Source organism: Candidatus Rokuibacteriota bacterium, from assembly GCA_016209385.1.
In the GTDB taxonomy this organism is placed as follows: Bacteria; Methylomirabilota; Methylomirabilia; order Rokubacteriales; family CSP1-6; genus JACQWB01.
Map to the genome: position 1 here is coordinate 1 of JACQWB010000223.1, position 18,016 is coordinate 18,016.

An 18,016-nucleotide genomic window follows, 5' to 3' on the forward strand; every position below is an offset into this window, starting at 1 on the left:
ACACACAGATACGGCTGAAGTCAAGACTTTTCTGCGAGTGCGAAAATAGCGTGCCCTGCGCGAGAAACGCTGGCAGGACCGACGGGCAACCCCGGCGAGGCTTTACCGCGTGGCTACTGGCTTATCTTCCGAAATGGCTGGCCTAGCGGTAGTGTCCTAAATTGATCCTCGTTTTCTGGGTATCTTTTAGCCGTCGCTCCCGTTTGGCGATTGCTTTTTCATCTTTTCGCCTTGCGCGTTCAGTTTCTACCACTGCGGCTGCGTGACAGAGTCGCAGCGCCAAAACACGACCATCCGCAGGTGTAAGCCATACAATCCTGGCATCATTTGCTCCACCGTAATTTTTCCGCCCGCTGTCCCACCCCAATACCGATCCTTTATTATCTCTTTCATTTTCATGACGTTCGTTCCTCAAGAAATGAATTCGGTCTAATCCTAAACCCGATTGGTTAGTCCCGCCGCCATCGCTGGGGTCACCCTAAGGCTCCGGTGAATTCTCACGAAGTTGTGCCACGCGAAGTGAAGGACCAGAGCCGCTTTCAAGTTGTCGAGCTTCTTGCTGAAGGCATTCGTAAGCCGCGTGAACCGCCGAATCTGCATCCGGATCGTGAGGTTCTGCCGTTCTACGTAGCTCGTGGAAATCCCGCCCGGATCAGGGTTTCCGTTGAGGTGCGGAAGGCCAGCAGGCGTCATGACCTCAGGAGCGAAGCGACAGCGCGGCGACGCAAGCGGAGGATCGAGTCCGTGGGAGAGAGCTCCATCGGGCAGACCTCGGTGCAGCTGGCCTGCGCGTGGCAGCGCCAGAGGGCGTCTTCCGAGAGGAGCGGGACCCAGCGCTCAGCTTTTGCCGGGTCCCGACTGTCGGCCATAAGGGTGAACGCCCGGTTCAACGCCGCAGGTCCCGGAAACCCGGGATCGTGAGCCACCATGGTGCACGCCGAGAGACACGCGCCGCAGCCGATGCACTCCAGCGCCGGATCGATCGCGCGCCGTTCGCGCGACTGGCTCCCGATCGCAGCGAACTGTTGGGCCTCGGCCCGCGGGACGAACGCCGCACCCACCGTCTTCATCTTCGCAACGAAGGGCTCCATGTCCACGACCAGGTCGCGGACCAGCGGGAAGTGGTAGAGGGGGCGGACCGTCACCCTCGGCCCCAGTGCTGACAGCCGCGTCCGGCACGCCCACCGCTCGCGGCCGTTGACCACCATGGCGCAGGAGCCGCACATCCCGACCCGGCACGCGTAGCGGAAGGCCAGCGTACCATCCTGCGTGCGCTGCACCTCGACGAGCGCATCGAGCACCGTCAGGTCCACGGCCGCCGGAATGCGGTACTCTTGCCACCGCTCCGCCGAGCCCGGCGCCCAGCGGTACACCCGCAGCGCCACCATCGCCCCAGGGTTCACAGCTTTCTGACGAAGGCCGCGATGGCCTGCCCGATCTCGGCCGGGGAGTCCTCCTGGATGAAGTGGAGCCCCTTCACCGTCACCTCCTCCTGGTTCGGCCAGCGCCGGCAGAACTCGCGCTGCGCCCCGACGAGGATAGTCCCCGGCTCGGCGTTGATAAAGAGCTTCGGCACGGGGCTGGCCGCGAGCCACCTGGAGTAGCCGGCCACGATGGCCACCACGTCCGGAGGCTCCCCGCCGATGGGGATCTCGCGCGGCCAGGTGAGCATCGGCCGCCGCGATTCGCCTGGCTCGAGCCAGGGGCGCCGGTAGGCGGCCATCTCCTGGTCGTTGAGCTTCCTGAGGATACTCGCGGGAAGGATCCGCTCGACGAAGACGTTCTTCTGCAGCACGATTTCCTCCCCTGCCGGGCTCCGCATGGCCTGGAAGATCTTTCGCGCGGCCTCCGGCCACTCCTCCCAGGTGACCGGCCGGACAATGCCCTCCATGTAGGCAATGCCCCGCACGCGCTCCGCACGGCGCTGGGCCCAGTAGAACCCCAGCGCCGAGCCCCAGTCGTGGACGACGAGGACGACACGCGTGAGGCCCAGGGCCTCCAAGCACGCGTCCAGGTAACGTGCGTGGTCCACGAAGCGGTATGAGCCGCGGGGGTTCTTCCCCGAGTCGCCCATCCCGACCAGGTCCGGCGCCAGGCAGCGCGCGAGCGGCTCCACGTGCGGGATCACGTTGCGCCACAGGTAAGAAGAGGTCGGGTTGCCGTGGAGGAAGACGACAGGATCCCCCTTCCCCACGTCCACGTAGGCCATCTCGGTGTCCAGCACCTTCACGCGCCGGCGCTCGTAGGGATCAGCCGCCGAGATCGTCGTCATCACCTCGCCTCCAGCTCAATACCATCGCCACAGCCAGAACCCGATGAACAGCCCGACGGAGAGGAGGATCGCACCTGCGAACAGGGCGCGGTGCCACCCGACTGGGAGGCCGAAATCGAGCAGGATCGCGCGGAGGCCCAGGAGCCCGTGGAGGAGGACCAGGGCCAGGAGGAGCGCCTGGACGGGCCGGACGAAAGGGTTCCTCAGGTGGAGCACGATCACGAGGACCAGCACCAGCGCCGCGCTGCGCTGGAGGAGCCAGGCCCACATCCCCGGTCCAGTGCCGCGCCAGCCCTCGACCGAGGTCCACTCCCGCCGCAACACCTTCGGCTCTGTTGTCACCTCATGCCCACTTGCGCAGACGCCTGACATAGTCGTCCGCATGCTCGTCCGCCCACAGGGCCTGGCTGGAGCCGCGGAAAGCGAGGAGCGGGTCCACCTCGGCTCTTCGGGTCCCCGACGCGCGTACTCGCGGTGATACCGGGCGAGCAGCGCGTCGCACTACGCCGGGATATTCTCCGGCGCGGGAACCAGCTTGGCCCCTTCCCGGCCGGGGTGCTAGGGGTCGCCCGATCGAAAGAGGCGCCGCCCGTTCTCGCCCGTTTGGTTCTGGCCGACGACCGACGCGCATGCCGTCAATATAGCTCTCCCCCGAACAGCCTACAACGACGAGACCTGGGACGCTCTGCTGGGAGCCAGGCAACGGACGTGGGCCCCGCGGCGTCGACCTGATGCCCTGCATGTGCGGGACGACCAGCAGCGGATGAGGGGGAGGGCGAAGCGCTTGGTAGTCGAGCCTTTAATGTCGTGCCCCGCTCCCGAAGCTTTTCGGTCAGCCGTTTGAATTCGTCCGGTGCTATAGGGGTGTGGGGCTGAAGAAGGCTGAAGCGGATGCCTGAACTGGAGCCCAGGGAGGTTTATCATCCTTCGAGCGAGCGGGGCCAGACCTCGACGCGTCCCCCCTTCGGGTCCACGCGAACCCAGTCGCCCGCCCTGATCGCCGCCATCGGGTCGGGCGAGAGCTGATCCATCAGCGCCACGCCGGCCAGGACCGCGCCCTGGACCATGACGGGGTTGGCCCAGCCGAAGATCATCGCGACGGGCGCCCGGCCGCGCGACTTGAGATCAAGGAGCGCCCAGGACGTGGCGAAGCCGCCCTTGGCGAGGGGGCAGACGAAGACCTTCCCCGCGATGGACTTCCCGTAGAGGGCGTGGGACTCCCGCGAGATCATCCCGGTCGTCCGGTCCAGATCGTAGCGGGCGCTGAAGCCGTCGGGGGAGACCAGGGCTTCCCCCTCCACCACCTCCCCAACGCCAGGATGGCCCGTCAGGACCACGGGCTCCCCGCGCTTCGCTTCTGACGGCCTCGCCGCCGCTCCCATGCTACCTCGCGATCCGCCCCGTCACCGCCGCCTCCACGCACTCGGCGGTCGGGCGGAAGATCGGGTTATAGCCGTAGGCCGCGATGATGTTGGCCAGCTTCGCCGAGTCGGTCACGACCGTCCTGAGCCCGTGGCGGCGCGCCATCTCCCTCGGCGTCATGATGTAGTAGCAGACCCCTACCACGATCCGGGCGCCCGTCGCCTCGATCACCTTCGTGTAGCCGAACTGGTCCGCCATCGCCTTCACCTGGGCGTTGGTCGTGAGGAGGAGCATCGTGTTCGGATGGGCCTTCTTCCCCTCCAGGAGCCTCGCCAGGCGGCGGACCTCGAAGATCGAGAGGTGGGGCGTGCCGAAGACGACCAGATCCACCTCTTCCTTCTCAGGCGCAAAGCTCCGGTAGGTGAGGTCCAGGTCCCCGGGCGCGACGACGATCGTCTCGCGCGGTTTCCGGTTCCCGAAGGCTTCCTCCCGCGTGCGAGCCTCGGGCGTCATCCCGGCGATGTGGAACATGGCCATCGACCCGTAGGAGGCGAGCGTCGCGCCGAGCTGCTTGAGCCCGTCCGCGTCCGGCTCTGCCTCGAGCCCGGTGAAGACCGGGACCAGCCAGTAGTTGGTGAGCCGGCGGCCGACGAAGACGCCGAGCGCCCCCCAGTCGCTCACGCCCTTCGGCTGATCGCCCACCTCCACCAGATGCGTCCCCCACCGGCACTCGTCGAGGTGCATCCCATAGGCCGGCACCCGCCCCGTGAGCGCCGCCGCGTAGGACGCCGGCCCGCCCTCGAAGTTGGACCGGGCGCCGCAGACCGCGTTGGCGTAGATGACGGTCCCCGTGTCGCCCCAGGCCAGGTGCTCGCCGAAGCGCGGCTGGTAGAGTGCCTGGTAGTTGGTGCAGGAGGTCAGGAGCATCCCGCCCATCGCCTGGATCAGCTCCCGGAGCCGGCGCTCCTGCTGCGCGACCTCCTCGGGCTGGCCCAGCTCGCGGTAGAGGGCGAAGTCCACGTTGCAGGAGTTGGTGGTGGTGGGAACGACGAAGCGCGCCCCCTGGCGGGCCAGTTCCTCGACGAAGGCGAGCCCGGCCTCCCCCATGGACTCGGGATCGCCGGTCAGATGTGCCGAGGTCACTGGCACCATCCGCTCGGCGCCGAAGAACTCGCCCGTGGCGATCTGCATCTCGAGCACCCGCCGCGCGGGCTCGCCCCGGCGCCCCGAGAGAATTGCCTCCTCCTCTGCTGTGAGCTTCATCGACCCGCCCTCGCGAGCAAGCGCACTCTAGTTGCGGGCATCAGGAGTTGTCAAGGAACGCGGAGGCTCAGACAGGGCTGGACATTTGCTCCATGTTGGGGTAGTAGAGATCGAACGTCCTAAGGTATTATCCGGCCGCCGGCAGAACACGATGCGCCGAACAGCCAGGCACGTTCCGCGAAGAGGCGAGCAGGGATGACATCGCCGGGCATTGAAAACCTCCTCATTGACGCCCCGACGGGCCGCCATTTCGCCCAGTTGCACAAGGATGGGCAGGCGCTTGGGGAGGCGGTGGGGCTTTTTGTGAAGACGGGCTTGCGGCGGGGAGAAGGCGTCGTCGTGATTGCATCCGCCGCCCACACGGAGCTCTTCCTGGGGCCCCTGAGCCAAGACGGCTTCGACCCGGAGGCATGCCGGAGGACGGGTCAGCTCGCCGTCATTAACGCGGAGGAGGCGCTCGCCCGGTTCATGCGGGTCGGCATGCCCGATTGGGCGGCCTTCCGGCAGACGATCGGGGGAGTCATCGAGAGCTTAAAAGCGTCTGGCCGGGGCGCCATCCGGGCCTACGGCGAGATGGTGGACATGCTGTGGCACGAGGGCAACACGCGGGCGGCGGTCAGGTTGGAAGAGTATTGGAACGACCTCCTCCGGCTCCATGCCTTCTCCCTCTTCTGCGCCTATCTTCTGGACGGGCTGGACGAAGAATCTTACGCCGGTCCGCTCCATGAGATCGGCCGGACGCATTCCAACGTCCTCGCGACCGAAGAGGACCGGCGGCTTCAAGCGGCGCTTGATGCGGCAAGCCAAGACGTCTTGGGAGTTTCGCTGTCCACTATGTTGAGCCTCGGGGGTCGCGAGGAAAATCCCGGCGAGCACCGAATCCCGAGCGCCCGCCGGACGATCCTTTGGCTCAAGAGAAACATGCCGTTCACAGCCAGCAAGGTCCTGGCGCGCGCCCGCGATCATTACCGGAACGACCCGGCCGGGCATTGAAGCGTCCCTTCGTGATTCGGCTCCGACAGGTCCTCACCCGGCTCGCTGGTCGGCGGCTCTTTCAGGCGATCGAGGAATTCCAGTAGCCCCGTGGATTTTGCCGCCTTCGCGCGCCTGAGCCCGACGACGCTCGCCGACGTCCTGACGCGAGACCGTGTGATGGACCCGGGCATCCGGCCACTGTGGAGCCCGATCCCACGGCTCGCCGGTCCTGCCTACCCCGTTCGGTGCGCGCCGGCCGACAACCTGACGCTCCACGCCGCGATCCACCGCGCCCCGGCCGGCGCGGTGATCGTCGTTCAGGCCGGGGATCAGGACTTCGCCGTCGCCGGCGGCCACGTGTGCGCGTGGGCGCAGCAGCGCGGGATCGCCGGCTTCATCGTCGACGGGTTGATCCGCGATCTGGCGGAGGTCAGGGAGCGGAGGTTCCCGGTCTTCGCGCGCGGCGTGATCCCGATCCCCGGGGACAAGAAGGGGCCGGGCACGCTCGGCGAGACCGTTACCTGCGGCGGCGTGAGCGTCGCGCCGAGCGACGTCGTCGTGGCCGACGAGGAAGGCATCGTCGTCGTGCCGGCGGCCGCGGCCACGCAGGTGCTGGCCGCTGCCGAAGCCAAGGCAGCGAAGGAAGCGGCCACGACGCTCGAGGCGTGGGGCCGCGAGCATCGCGAGCGGATCGAGGAGATCCTCAGAAAACTCGGCCGGTGACCGAGCCGCCCGACACCGCCTGCATGATCGCGATCAGTCCCCCGCCGCCAGCAGCCGGTCCAGGCTCGCGAACCAGCGCGTGACGGGGAGACCACCAACCTCCGCTGAGATGTCGCATCAGGAGACGACTCCGAGCAGACGGCAGACTTCGTGCACGGTCATAAAAGCATCCTGCTTGATTCGCGCCTCGGCCGCGGCGTCGCCCGCACCCAGGAATGTCGCAACCCATGTAGGACCTTCGGCATCGGGGGCGCGGAACCTTTCGCTAATTGAGCGGAGGCCTCGTGACACAGGCTCCTCACCCAGGGCGGGTCGGAGCGCCTCCGCCACGGCACCAGGCCCGCCACGATACTGGGCACACAGGGTGTAGATGTCATAGGCGTCCTTTTCAGCATACCGCTGTCCGATCGCGATGCCCTTCAAGGTCAGGCTAGCCACAAGGTCAGCCACCTTGAGACGCACTCGGGTCTGGGCCCCGTCGGGAAGCCGGCTTTCCAGCTCGTGCCAGAACGAGTGGGTCAGGGCCACCTCAGCCCCCTCGAGACCGCGAGCTTGGAGGTCCCGTTGGACCTGGCGGTGTCGATGTGAGCGGCCTTGCCCCGGCAAAGGTCTCGGGGTGAGAAAATCAACGCGGATCACGTATTCCTGGCCATCCATGGGCGAGCGGATGGTTTTCTGGAATTGAAAGAGAGGGTCGGGGCCAGGTTCATAGCCTCGGTCCAGCAGCAAATTAACGATCGTGGCATATCGCTCCTGGTCTACCTGGTCGGGATCTAGAACGAGGTCGATATCGATCGATCCCACATGAATGAACCCTGCCTCAAAGGCACCTTTCTCTCCGAATTGCTCCAGAATGAGATCCGGTGCCCAGCCACCGATCAGAACGAGCGCGTCTTGGTAAGCGCCGAGCGTGGTCATGACCTCCGCGAGACCCGACCGGGATGCCGCGATGATCCCTTCCTGATAGTCGCCGACTGTCCGGGGCCGCCGCATCCCGGCGCTCAGTACCCCAGTTTCCGGCGGCGGATCACCTCCGCCTGCTCGCGACCGCGAGCCGGATAATTGATCAGGTCAAGGTAAAGCTGAGTGTTGCAGACGACGCGTACTCCCCTGATGGTTTGGACCCGGTAGAACACCCCCTCGTCATAGGGCTCAAGAAGGTGCACCGTGCCTCCGGACTCCACTGGCCGAAGGTCGAGCGATTTCACGAGCCGCTCCCGGTCCCCCACAAAATAGGCGTACACGTCCGGCGAGCGAACGAAGGGCGCCACAAACGCCGCTCCACTGTGGAGGGTGAGACCCACTGCCTCTCTGTGACTCACCGCATGGGCGGTCAGCTTTGCCGCCAGCTGCGACGGATTCCGAACGAATGTGTAGAAGATGTGCTGGAGGTGCCTTTCTAGACTATAGTTCTGTGCCCAGAGATCGAGGAGGTCGCCTGGCTTCTGGAGCCTGATGGCTCCCCGGCGCTTCTCGACGAAGGCTTTGTCCTCGAGGGCGTTGACGACCAGGTGGGCGGTGCGCAGGCTGATAGCCGCCTCTTCCGCAAGCCCAGCCAGCGTCCACTCCGTCCCGGGTTGCTCAAGCAGCACCCGAACGATCCTGGAGGACTTGGGGGCGAAAAGCCGCCTCAGGCGGGCCTTCCCACGCGGCGGGGGCTGACCGCTCAGCCGGTCAACTAGAATGCCGTCGAAGCGGAGGAAGACGTTGCCGGTGAGGTCCAGATAGCCGACCCCCGCCTCCCGGCAAAGGCGCTGTCCCTCCGGGGAGATATAGGGAGCGACGACGACGGGGTAGATGCGCGGATCCTTCCGGGCCGCCAGGGTGAGCGACGTGATGGCCTGGGCCAAGTAGCGCGGCTCCCCGACAGACTTTACTTCGCAAAGGAGGCGGCGTGTTTTCCCCGCAGATTGGACCTTCAGAACGAGATCCCAGGGTGCATCCCGAGTTGGGCGCTCCACGGCTACCCGGAGCGTCGGGAGGAGCTCCGGGAGGCGGCGCCGCAGGTTGGTCACAACCTCGTTCTCGGTCGGCATATTTTTACCAGAATGGCTATTTTTACCGTACGGGTAAAATAGCCCATCTGGTACAGATCCGTCAATATTCTTCTCGGCATTATTCTCGGCTCCCTGGCCAAGGAGCCTGAGGTTGGAGAAGGGCACCGGCGACGTGCGCCAGAACTTCTGACCTTCAGTAGCGGGCCAGGTGCTCGCCCAAGCGCGGCCGCTTAGCCTCCTCGGGGTCGCCGACCTCGCGGTAGAGGACAAGGTCCACGTCGTCACGCGCACCATCCGCCCCGCGCCAAAGAACTCGCCTGTGGCGACCTGCATCTCGAGCGCCCGCCGCCCCACCTCCCCCCGGCGCCCCGCCTGGATCGCCTCGTCTTCGGCCGTGAGCATCATACAAGGCACAGATCTCTGGAGAGCTGTGGGTCCAGCAAAAGAGGTGGGACTTCAGGCGGGAAGTGTATGTTAGGTTGCTGGAGAGTCTTGCAGAAGTTGATCAAGCGATAACGACCGTGGCGAACCTCGAACAACGTAAGGGTGGGCAGTCTTTGACCGACAGCGAACGTGAACTTGTTAGAGAGCAACTTCAACGTGTGAAGGAGGGACTTGCGGATGTTGCAAAGGCACAGTGGATAGGAGCCATGATGCTGCCGCGTGAAGTCCTTGAAACACTCAACCAGCTGCAGGTGGAATGGCGCCCGGATCCGGCTCAGATCGACACGCCACAGTTCTTTCGGCCAATACAGGATGGAGCCCGGAAGGCGATGACGGCGATAGCCCTCGCCGCCCGAACCGATCTCTTAGGCCTAAGCCCCCCTTGATCACTTAAGGCGAGAGACCTCAGCCCTCGGCCGTCGTCCGCTGGCGCTAGAACACCTTATCTTCTATACCTACCGGCGGATGCCGATCTTGGAGGCCATGTCCGTGTAGCCCTCGACCTCCTTCTCCACGAAGGCGCGCATCTCCGCCGCCGGCAGATGATCGATGTTCATGCTGATCCGCTCGGCGCCGGCGAGGAAGGCGGGGTCCTTCACCATCTCGGCGACGGCGCCCTCCCACTTCTTCACAATCGGATCCGGCGTGGCGGCGGGAAATGCGACAGAGGCCCACCACTGGACGCGCACCCCCTTCATGACGCCCTGCTCCTCGGCCGTGGGCACGTCGGGGATGTACTTGATGCGGGTCGGAGAGAGCACGGCCAGGAGCTTGATCTTCCCGGCCTTCAGCATGGCGTTGGCCTCGGCCACCGAGTGGATCGAGAGCGTGACGTGGCCACCAGCGAGCTGGGCGAACGAATCCCCCGCCCCCTTGGTGATGACCATCTTGGTCTTGGTGGGGTCCACGCCGATCTGGGTCATCCAGTCGTAGGCGGTGTAGCGGGACGGCCCGGCCGGCCCCACCGTGGACCAGACGAGCTGCTCGGGGTTGGCCTTCACCCAGTCGGAGAACTCCTTGAAGTTCTTCCAGGGGGCGTCGGCCTTCACGGCGAAGACCATGGGGTCGCGGACGAGCCGGCCCGCGTACTTCCGGTCAGCGAGCGTGAGCATCGGGGTCTTGGAGGCCCCGATGTGCATCGAGGACGTGGTGTGGATGTCGATGAGCACCGTATACCCGTCGGCCTTGGCCTCCTTGAGCGCTGCCCGGGCGCCGATCATCCCGCCCCCGCCGGGCTTGTTCACGACCAGAATGGGATTGTTCCACTTCTTTCCCAGGTAGTCGGAGATGAGGCGGGCGATCAGGTCGGTTCCGCCGCCGGGGACGAAGGGGACGATGATCTCGATGGGCTTCGTCGGATAGTCCTGCGCCGGGGCGGCCGTGGGGCTAAGGGCCAGCAGCGCCGCCGTCAGCAGGGTGAAGCAGGTCGCGATGCGAGGCCGCGTCATGGTGTCGTTCCCTCCTTGTGTCGGGTTCGCTAAAGCGCCATCTCTTCCGCCGTCTCCTCCCGCACCCGCTGGCTCGTGTAGCGCACGAGGGCGAGGGAGGTCAGGAGCAGGAGCGCCGCCCCGATGAGGAGCGCCAGCGTGAGCCCCCGCTGGAAGAAGATCATAGGGCTCCCGCCGCTCATCGAGAGCGACTGGATCAGGTAGTTCTCGAGGAGCGGACCCAGGATGTAGGCCAGGAGCAGCGGCGCAAGCGGCCACTGGTACTTCCTGAGGACGTAGCCGACCGCGCCGAAGACCAGGCTCACCGCCACGTCGAACATGCTGTTTCGCACGCTGTAGGCTCCGAGGAACGAGAGCAGGAGGATCGCCGGTCCCAGGATACCGTAGGGGACGCGCGTGAGCCACACCCACATGCCGATCAGCGGGAGGTTCAGGATCAGGAGGATGACGTTGCCGATGTAGAGGCTCGCGATGACGGTCCAGACGAAGTCGGGGTTCTTCTGGAAGAGGAGCGGGCCCGGCTGGAGGCCGTACACCAGGAGCCCGCCCAGGAGGACGGCGAGCGGCGGGGAGGCGGGGATCCCCAGGGCCATGAGCGGGATGAAGCCCGCCGAGGATGTGGCGTTGTTGGCGGATTCCGGCGACGCTACCCCCTCGATGGCGCCCTTGCCGAAGCGCTCGGGGCGCTTGGAGAGCTTCTTCTCGGCGTCGTAGGCGAGGAACACGGTCACGCCAGGGGCGCAGCCGGGGAGGAGCCCCAGGAAGAAGCCGATGCCCGTTCCCCTCAGGATCGCGGGGAAGGATTGCTTGAGATCGGCCCAGCTCGGGAAGACGTTCCGGATCTTCTGGGCGATGGCCACGCGCGCCTCCTCAAGGCCGAGGAAGACCTCGGAGATGGCGAAGAGGCCCACGACCAGCGCGATCAGGTCCACGCCGCTCATGAGGAGCGCCCAACCGAAGGCGAAGCGGGGCTCAGCGGTGGCCGGCCCGAGGCCGATCAGCGAGATGAAGTAGCCGAGAAGCGCCATCGAGAAACCCTTGAGGAGCGACCCACCCGAGAGCGAGGCGACGACGGTGAAGGCGAGCACCATCAGGCCGAAGTATTCGGGCGGACCGAACCTGAGCGCCTGATCCGCGAGGAAGGGGGCGAAGAACGTGAGCGCGACCACGCCGAGCGTCCCCGCGAAGAAGGAGCCGATGGCGGCGATGCCGAGGGCGACGCCGCCCCTCCCCTGCTGGGCCAGCGGGTAGCCGTCCAGGCAGGTCGGGACCGACGCCACCTCGCCCGGGATGTTGAGGAGGATCGCGGTCGTCGAGCCGCCGTACATGGCGCCGTAGTAGATCCCGGCGAGCATGATGATGGCGGGGACGGGGGCGAGCACCGTGGTCAGCGGGAAGAGGATCGCGATGGCCGCCGTGGGGCCCAGACCCGGGAGCACTCCGACCAGAGTCCCGAGGAGCGAGCCCAGGACGGCCATGAGGAGGTTCGTGGGCGTCAGCGCCGCCCCGAACCCGTTCGCGAGGTGGCCGAGGATCTCCACGGGCTCAGAACCCCAGCGCGCCCGTCGGGAGAGGCTGGAGGAGCCAGACCCGGAAGAGGAGGTAGAGGAGGCCGGTGGTCACGCCGCCGAGAAGGGTCGCGATCGGCCAGCGGTAGCCGCCCATTGCCTTGTAGAGCCCGGTGGACACCAGCGCTGTACTCCCCGTGTAGCCGAGGTAAGGAAGGATAAGCCAGTAGCCGGCGAGGAGGCCCGCTCCCCAGAGCATCCGGGCGCGCTCGACTCGCTGCGGGAGCGTCACCTTCACCGACGGGAGCCGGGTAAAGGCAGCGGCTCCGCCCAGGAGGAGCAGCGCGAGGCCGACGAGGATCGGGAACGTGTCGTCGCCGACGACGGCGCCGGCCACCATCTGCTCCCTGAGCGCGTAGATCCGGCGCCCTTCGACGAGGGCGAGGATGCCCAGCACGATCAGGATCCCACCGACGACCTTGCCATCAGATAGGCGCACGCCTCGCATGAGAGTCAGTCGCCGATCTCCACGGTCGCCGGCTCAGCCGGCTTCGGGTCCGGGCTCACCCGGGTGAGCCTGACGGGCTCAGTCCTGACGCTCAGGCCGCCGTCCTCAGCCTGGACGAGCACATTCACGAGCCACGCCTGGCCGGGCGCGGGGTGATCCGTTCGATAGTGTGAGCCCCGGCTCTCCCTCCGCTCCAGCGCTGACCTTGCGATCAGCCGGGCGCAGGTCGCCATGCTCTGGAGGTTCAGCCAGTCCTGCCAGGCGAGGTTGTACTGCGGATCACCGGGGATGGCGACGGCGGCGGCCCTGGCCTCGATCTCCTCGATCTCGCCGAGCGCGGCCTCGAGCCCGGCACCATGGCGAATCAGCCCGACGCGGTCCCACATCACCTGGCGCAGCCTGGCCTGGAGCCCATAGAGGTCCTCACCGCGGCTCCCGCCCAGAGGCGCGGTGAGCCGGCGCGCTGTCTCCGCGGCCCGCGTTTCCGAGACCTTGGGAAGCTGCCGGCCCTCGACCCACCCGGCCATGATATCCCCGGCGATGCCGCCGAACACCGTGGAATCGGCCACGCCGTTGCCGCCGAGGCGGTTGGCGCCGTGGACGCCTCCCGCATCCTCTCCCGCGGCGAAGAGCCCCTCCAGCGCGGTGCGGCAGTGGGGGTCGATCACGACCCCGCCCATCATGAAGTGGGCCGTCGGCCCTACCTCCACTGGCTCGCGCGCGAGGTCCTTCCCGAAGTCGCGACAGCGCTTGACCATCCCGCGGAAGTTCCGCTCGACGAACTCGGTGCCGAGGTGGGAGACGTCGATCCGGACCCCACCGTTGGGCGTCCCGCGCCCTTCGAGCACCTCGGTGAAGGCGGCGCGGGCGACCAGGTCGCGCGTCGAGCGCTCCATGCGGTGTGCGTCGTAGCTGGCCATGAAGCGCTCGCCCAGGCCGTTCAGGAGCCTGCCCCCGGCTCCCCGCAACCCCTCCTCGAGGAGCGCGCCCGTCATGAGCGAGTTCGGGATCACCAGCCCCGTCGGGTGGAACTGGATCATCTCCATGTCCTTGAGGGGGGCGCCCGCCCCATACGCGAGCGCGATCCCGTCGGCGGCCTTATCGGCCGAGCAGGCGATCACCTTGTACATGGTCGGGCCGCCGCCCATGGCCAGGAGCGTTGCCCGGCTCCGCGCGATCACGAAGCTGCCGCTCCGCACGTCGAGCAGCAGCGCGCCGCCCACGCGTCCATGATCGTCCTGCAGGAGCTCCACGGCCCGATGGTCTTCGAGCGCACGGATCGGCGGGCGCTTCCAGACCTGCTCGCTCAGGCGGTTCATGATCTCGATGCCGGTCAGGTCGCCCTTGTGGATCGTCCTGTCGTGGGACTGGCCGGCGAAGGGCTTTTGATGGATCCTGCCGTCAGGGTGCCGGTCAAAGAAGCACCCGTAGCGCGATTCCAGCTCGAGAACTCGGCTGGGCGCCTCAGTCACAAGCGTCCAGGCCAGCTCCTGGTCGTTGATCCACGCGCCACCCCTGAGGGTATCGAGGAGATGCGCGTCGAGGGAATCGGGAGGCATCAGGACGGCGTTGTAGCCCCCCTGGACCATGCGCGTGCAGCCCGCGCGTCCCAGGAGTCCCTTGACGACGACAGTGATCCTGAGTTCCGGAGCGCGGTCTGCCGCGTGCAGCGCCGCGCAGAGCCCCGCACCACCAGCGCCGAGAATCAGGATGTCGCTCTCAATCTTCTCCACAGAAGCGTCCCGACGCTCTTTCGGAGCGGTCGCGTCGCCTTAGGCCTTGCCGGGCTCGAGGACCTTGAGGCGGGAAAAGTAGGCGCGGTAGAACCCGCGGTCTCGCGTGACCAGACGCTCAGCTTGGGAGACTGCGTGAGCGCCAATCAGGAAATCTGCGACCACTCGACCCCGTCGCCCTCCCCGGGTCCGATACGCCCTCCACGTCGCACTGGCCGCAAGCGCGGCTTTCAGCTCGATGGGGCTGAACTCGACGCCGAGCCGGTTCATGGCCTCATCCGCCGCCTCGGGCGTCTGGAAGAAGCTCGCGACTTCTGCCCACACTACATCGCATGCCACGACGCGGCCCTCGGTCAAGCACGAACGAAGAAGCTGCTTTGATCCGGGCCCGAACCGTGAGTCGGCCCCAAAGACATCCAGCAGGACGCTCGTGTCAACAGCTGTGATCACACCACGTCCGCGGCGCCGCGCAGAGAGGTGATGACCTGGTTCGTTGGACGTCCGAGCTTAAGAATCCCGTACACGCTCTCCACCGGGTCTTCCGGCGTCGCTTTGGTGGCCACCAGGCGCCCCCGCTCCTCCCGGAAGTCCAGGACGTGCCCCGGACGGATCCCAAGACGGTCGCGCAGCGGCTTCGGGATCGTGACCTGACCTTTTTCCGAAACGGTCGTTTTCATACCAATAAGGTAAGAATTCCTACTTAATTTGTCAAGCATCGCCCCTCGGCCGGGGCGGATTACGGGGCGCGCTGGCAGAGGATGTTGAGCAGCGCCTGCCGGCCCTCGCGGACCGCGGCGAGCCCGCGCTGGAGCGCCGGGGTCACCTCGCGCGGATCCTCCACGCGCTCGCCGTAGCCGTCGAAGGCCTTCACGATCTCCTCGAAGCGCGGCGACGGCGTGAGGTCGCTCAGCGGGAAGTGCTCGGTCGACTTCGCCCAGCCCTGCGGGTGGAGATAGACGTTCGCGGCCTTGACGGCCTCCCACTTCTGGTTGTTGAAGATGACGGTCAGCACCGGGAGGTTGTGGGCGCGGGCGACGAAATGGCACGAGGTCGGCGCGCTGAAGAGGTACGCCCCGTCGCCGAGCGCGGCGATGACGGTCCTCGACGGGTCGGCGGCCTTGATCCCCAGCGCGGCGCCGAACCCCCAGCCGAGCCCGGAGGAAGGCGGGCTCGCGAAGTAGCTCGCGGGCCGGCTGAAGGACGCGTGCCGGCGATCCAGCGGGTACTCGTTGACGACGACCGTGGAGTCGTCCAGGAGCTGGCCCAGACAGCGCGAGACCCACTGGAAGCCGATCGTCTTCCGCGCCGCCTCACCCATCGCCGCCGCCTGCCAGGCCACCCTGAGACGCCAGTGCTCGGCCGTGAGCCGCTCGCGACGCGCCGCCACCGTGCTCCGATCGGCGTGGCGCCGCACCGCCTCGGCCAGGAGCCCGAGCGCGGCGGCGGGCTCGGCTACGATCGGGACGTCGCACGGGTAGTTCCGCATCGGATAACGGGAGAAGAACGGGTCGATCCCGAGGTGGATCAGGGCCGCGTCCTCGCGGGGCTTCCTCACCGCCGGGTACCACGGCACGTCGGATTCGACCACCAGGATGGCGTCCGCCTGCTCGATGTAGGAGCTGGTCGCTGTCGCGGCGGTAAAGCCCAGGTGGAACGGATGACTCTGGGGGAAGTTCACGAAGTACGGGTTCACCTCCACCACGCCGATCGCACCGGCCTCGGCCAGCTCGACCATCTGTCTCACCGCGGCGGGATCGCGGCCCGCCATGGAGGTCAGGACGAGCGGGAACTTGGCGCGGGCCAGGAGCCGGGCCGCCTCCTCGATCCTCTCGGGGTCGGGAAACCTTCGGGCGTCCGTCCGCCGCCGGGGCGGCGACTCGATCGTGATCGAGTCGAGGCGCGCGGCAAGGACCTCGCGCGGCAGGGTCAGGTAGGCCGGGCCGCGCGGCTCGGTGAGCATCAGCTCGAACGCCCGGTCCACCACGGACTGGAGCTGCGTCGAGTTCCTGAGCTCGTAGTCCCACTTCACGTACTCGCGGAGCATGCCGCCCTGGTCGAAAGCCTCCTGCGCCCAGTGGATGTGGAGGTTCCGCGCTCCCGGCAGCCCCTCCTCGGTGACGGGTGTGCGGCCCGCCGAGAAGAGGATCGGCACGTTCGAGCGCGAGGCATTGATGATGGCCCCGATCGCGTTGGCGGTGCCGACCGTGACGTGGACCATGACGACCTGAGGCCGCCCGGTGGCCAGGTAATAGCCGTGGGCCATGGCGGCGGCGACGAACTCGTGGGGCACCACGAGGGGCCGCGGCGTGGTCTTCCCTTCAGCGCTGAACCTGGCAAAGGCATCCACCAGCGACGCGAAGTCGGTTCCGGCGTTGCCGAAGAAGCACTCCACCCCGCGCTCCCGGAGCAACTCCAGGTACGCCTGGGCCACCGTCTCGACGTGCAAGGTCTTGAGCCCCATGGTCGGCCCCTCCGTTTACGCCATTGTATAGGTAGACGCGTCCGGTTTGAACGGGCGCGGAAGCCAGAGCGGGCGCCTGAGCCCTCCGGGGCCCGGCGCCGGGCGGGTGAGCCTGAGCCACTCGCGGTAGACCTCGAAGGCCTTCCGCGTGTCCACGAAGACATCGCCATAGCGGTCCCCGGGCCCAGGCCGCTCCACGCGCACCTTCTGGTGCCAGCAGTGCTGGCCGCTGACCGGGTCCGGCTGAACCGGGAACGTGAGGTTCTGGTGGACGCCCGCGTCCTCCCACCAGATGCGCTCTGAGTCGGGGTCGGCGCTCTCGAAGGGCCGGACCCCGTGGACCTGGCGCATCAGCCACCTCCCCGGCTCCACCTGCTTCAGCTCCACCAGGGCCGTGGACCAGCGCTCGCCACCGGTGTCCTCCTTGAGCCGCCAGCGGCCCAGGTGATGGGAGCAGGCGACGACGCCGGGCCGAATCGCCTCGGTGACCCAGACCTTGTCCACGAAGTACCCGACCGCTGTCGAGACCTTCAGGAGGTCGCCCGTGCTCACCCCGAGACGACGGCCGTCCTCGGGGTTCAGCCAGAGCGGATTCGTGTGGGAGATCTCGTAGAGCCACTTGGAATTCCCCGACCGCGTGTGGATGAGCGTGGGCAGGCGGAAGGTGGGCAGGAGCACCATCTCACCCTTCGCCCGATCGATGTTGGACCAGTGGACGTGGCTCTGGATATAGCCGGGGACGGCCTGCTCGGGCCATCCCCACTCTTTCAGCGTCCCCGAGAAGAACTCGAGCTTCCGCGACGGCGTGGGGAAACCCGCGTACGCCGTCCCGTCCAACTCCACGCCGATCGGCTGGCCGGCCTTCACGACGACCCTGGTCACGGGGTCCACCGTCGCGCCAGCCAGCTCCTCGGAGGTCAGCCGCTTCTCGTGGGTCAGATAGACGTCGTCCTCGATCAGGAAGGCACCGTACTTGCGCATGTAGCCGAGAGGCGTGAGACCCTCCTTCGCGGCGACTTCGGGGAGCCCCGGGACGCTGTGCTCGAAGATCCAGCGGTACACCTCCTCGATCCGGAGCTTCTCCCCCGGCCGGTACGGCGACTCGTAGTACGTGCGGATCCCGAGGCTGCCGTCCGGGTCGATCCGCCAGGACAGCTCGATCCAGAACTCGTTCTCCTCCCAGACCTCGCCCGGGTTTGTCCCGAGCGTGCTCTCCACCGCCTCGCCGCCGCGCTCCCTGAGCGCGCGGAGCACCGGCTGGCGGAAGCCCACCCACTGCCCGGCGTGCGTCTCGTAGGAGACGAGGTCGTGGCGCTCCGGGC

The 18,016-nt window shown here is 67.0% G+C and carries 19 protein-coding genes; 3 read left to right on the forward strand and 16 right to left on the reverse strand.

Annotation, left to right across the window (positions count from 1 at the left end):
• Positions 1-435 precede the first annotated feature (435 nt).
• From HY726_16465 to HY726_16490, 6 genes are all read right to left on the reverse strand, one after another.
• On the reverse strand, positions 436-693 hold the full coding sequence (locus HY726_16465) for a hypothetical protein (GenBank protein MBI4610590.1): 258 nt from the start codon (positions 691-693) through the stop codon (positions 436-438).
• Positions 690-1,403: a succinate dehydrogenase/fumarate reductase iron-sulfur subunit gene (locus HY726_16470; protein MBI4610591.1), complete on the reverse strand. Its 714-nt coding sequence runs from the start codon at positions 1,401-1,403 to the stop codon at positions 690-692. The genes HY726_16465 and HY726_16470 overlap by 4 nt, the downstream gene beginning before the upstream one ends.
• On the reverse strand, positions 1,400-2,272 hold the full coding sequence (locus HY726_16475) for a haloalkane dehalogenase (protein MBI4610592.1): 873 nt from the start codon (positions 2,270-2,272) through the stop codon (positions 1,400-1,402). Before HY726_16475 ends, HY726_16470 begins: the two co-directional genes overlap by 4 nt.
• Positions 2,273-2,287: 15 nt before the next feature.
• Entirely contained in the window at positions 2,288-2,614 is a 327-nt protein-coding gene (locus HY726_16480; GenBank protein ID MBI4610593.1) for a succinate dehydrogenase, read from the reverse strand.
• Between the two features lie 578 nt (positions 2,615-3,192).
• On the reverse strand, positions 3,193-3,654 hold the full coding sequence (locus HY726_16485) for a DUF126 domain-containing protein (protein ID MBI4610594.1): 462 nt from the start codon (positions 3,652-3,654) through the stop codon (positions 3,193-3,195).
• Position 3,655: 1 nt separating this feature from the next.
• Positions 3,656-4,897: an aconitase X catalytic domain-containing protein gene (locus HY726_16490; GenBank protein MBI4610595.1), complete on the reverse strand. Its 1,242-nt coding sequence runs from the start codon at positions 4,895-4,897 to the stop codon at positions 3,656-3,658.
• A gap of 195 nt (positions 4,898-5,092) precedes the next feature.
• Here HY726_16490 and HY726_16495 point away from each other — a divergent pair, with 195 nt between their 5' ends.
• Positions 5,093-5,890, forward strand: coding sequence for an MEDS domain-containing protein (locus HY726_16495; protein MBI4610596.1), 798 nt, complete (start codon positions 5,093-5,095; stop codon positions 5,888-5,890).
• Positions 5,891-6,049: 159 nt separating this feature from the next.
• Complete coding sequence (locus tag HY726_16500; protein MBI4610597.1) at positions 6,050-6,595, forward strand: RraA family protein; 546 nt, start codon at positions 6,050-6,052, stop codon at positions 6,593-6,595.
• A gap of 117 nt (positions 6,596-6,712) precedes the next feature.
• Here HY726_16500 and HY726_16505 read toward each other — a convergent pair whose 3' ends face one another.
• Positions 6,713-7,513, reverse strand: coding sequence for a hypothetical protein (locus tag HY726_16505; protein MBI4610598.1), 801 nt, complete (start codon positions 7,511-7,513; stop codon positions 6,713-6,715).
• An 83-nt stretch (positions 7,514-7,596) separates the two neighbouring features.
• Entirely contained in the window at positions 7,597-8,997 is a 1,401-nt protein-coding gene (locus tag HY726_16510) for a hypothetical protein (protein MBI4610599.1), read from the reverse strand.
• Between the two features lie 62 nt (positions 8,998-9,059).
• Here HY726_16510 and HY726_16515 point away from each other — a divergent pair, with 62 nt between their 5' ends.
• On the forward strand, positions 9,060-9,422 hold the full coding sequence (locus tag HY726_16515; GenBank protein MBI4610600.1) for a hypothetical protein: 363 nt from the start codon (positions 9,060-9,062) through the stop codon (positions 9,420-9,422).
• A gap of 69 nt (positions 9,423-9,491) precedes the next feature.
• Here the strand turns inward: HY726_16515 and HY726_16520 are convergent, their stop codons facing one another.
• The 8 genes from HY726_16520 to HY726_16555 all read right to left on the reverse strand — a co-directional run.
• The gene (locus HY726_16520; GenBank protein MBI4610601.1) at positions 9,492-10,484 is read right to left on the reverse strand and encodes a tripartite tricarboxylate transporter substrate binding protein; all 993 of its coding nucleotides are present in this window, start codon (positions 10,482-10,484) and stop codon (positions 9,492-9,494) included.
• 29 nt (positions 10,485-10,513) lie between these two features.
• Positions 10,514-11,962 (reverse strand): tripartite tricarboxylate transporter permease, encoded by a 1,449-nt coding sequence (locus HY726_16525; protein MBI4610602.1) that lies wholly within the window; start codon positions 11,960-11,962, stop codon positions 10,514-10,516.
• A 67-nt stretch (positions 11,963-12,029) separates the two neighbouring features.
• Complete coding sequence (locus HY726_16530; protein ID MBI4610603.1) at positions 12,030-12,491, reverse strand: tripartite tricarboxylate transporter TctB family protein; 462 nt, start codon at positions 12,489-12,491, stop codon at positions 12,030-12,032.
• A gap of 14 nt (positions 12,492-12,505) precedes the next feature.
• The gene (locus HY726_16535; GenBank protein MBI4610604.1) at positions 12,506-14,233 is read right to left on the reverse strand and encodes an FAD-binding protein; all 1,728 of its coding nucleotides are present in this window, start codon (positions 14,231-14,233) and stop codon (positions 12,506-12,508) included.
• Between the two features lie 39 nt (positions 14,234-14,272).
• A complete protein-coding gene (locus tag HY726_16540; protein ID MBI4610605.1) occupies positions 14,273-14,683 on the reverse strand; it encodes a type II toxin-antitoxin system VapC family toxin in 411 nt (136 codons plus the stop codon).
• A complete protein-coding gene (locus HY726_16545) occupies positions 14,680-14,910 on the reverse strand; it encodes an AbrB/MazE/SpoVT family DNA-binding domain-containing protein (GenBank protein MBI4610606.1) in 231 nt (76 codons plus the stop codon). Before HY726_16545 ends, HY726_16540 begins: the two co-directional genes overlap by 4 nt.
• A 59-nt stretch (positions 14,911-14,969) precedes the next feature.
• Complete coding sequence (locus tag HY726_16550) at positions 14,970-16,694, reverse strand: thiamine pyrophosphate-requiring protein (GenBank protein ID MBI4610607.1); 1,725 nt, start codon at positions 16,692-16,694, stop codon at positions 14,970-14,972.
• A gap of 15 nt (positions 16,695-16,709) precedes the next feature.
• A partial coding sequence (locus HY726_16555) for a formate dehydrogenase (protein ID MBI4610608.1) occupies positions 16,710-18,016 on the reverse strand: 1,307 nt, incomplete at its 5' end.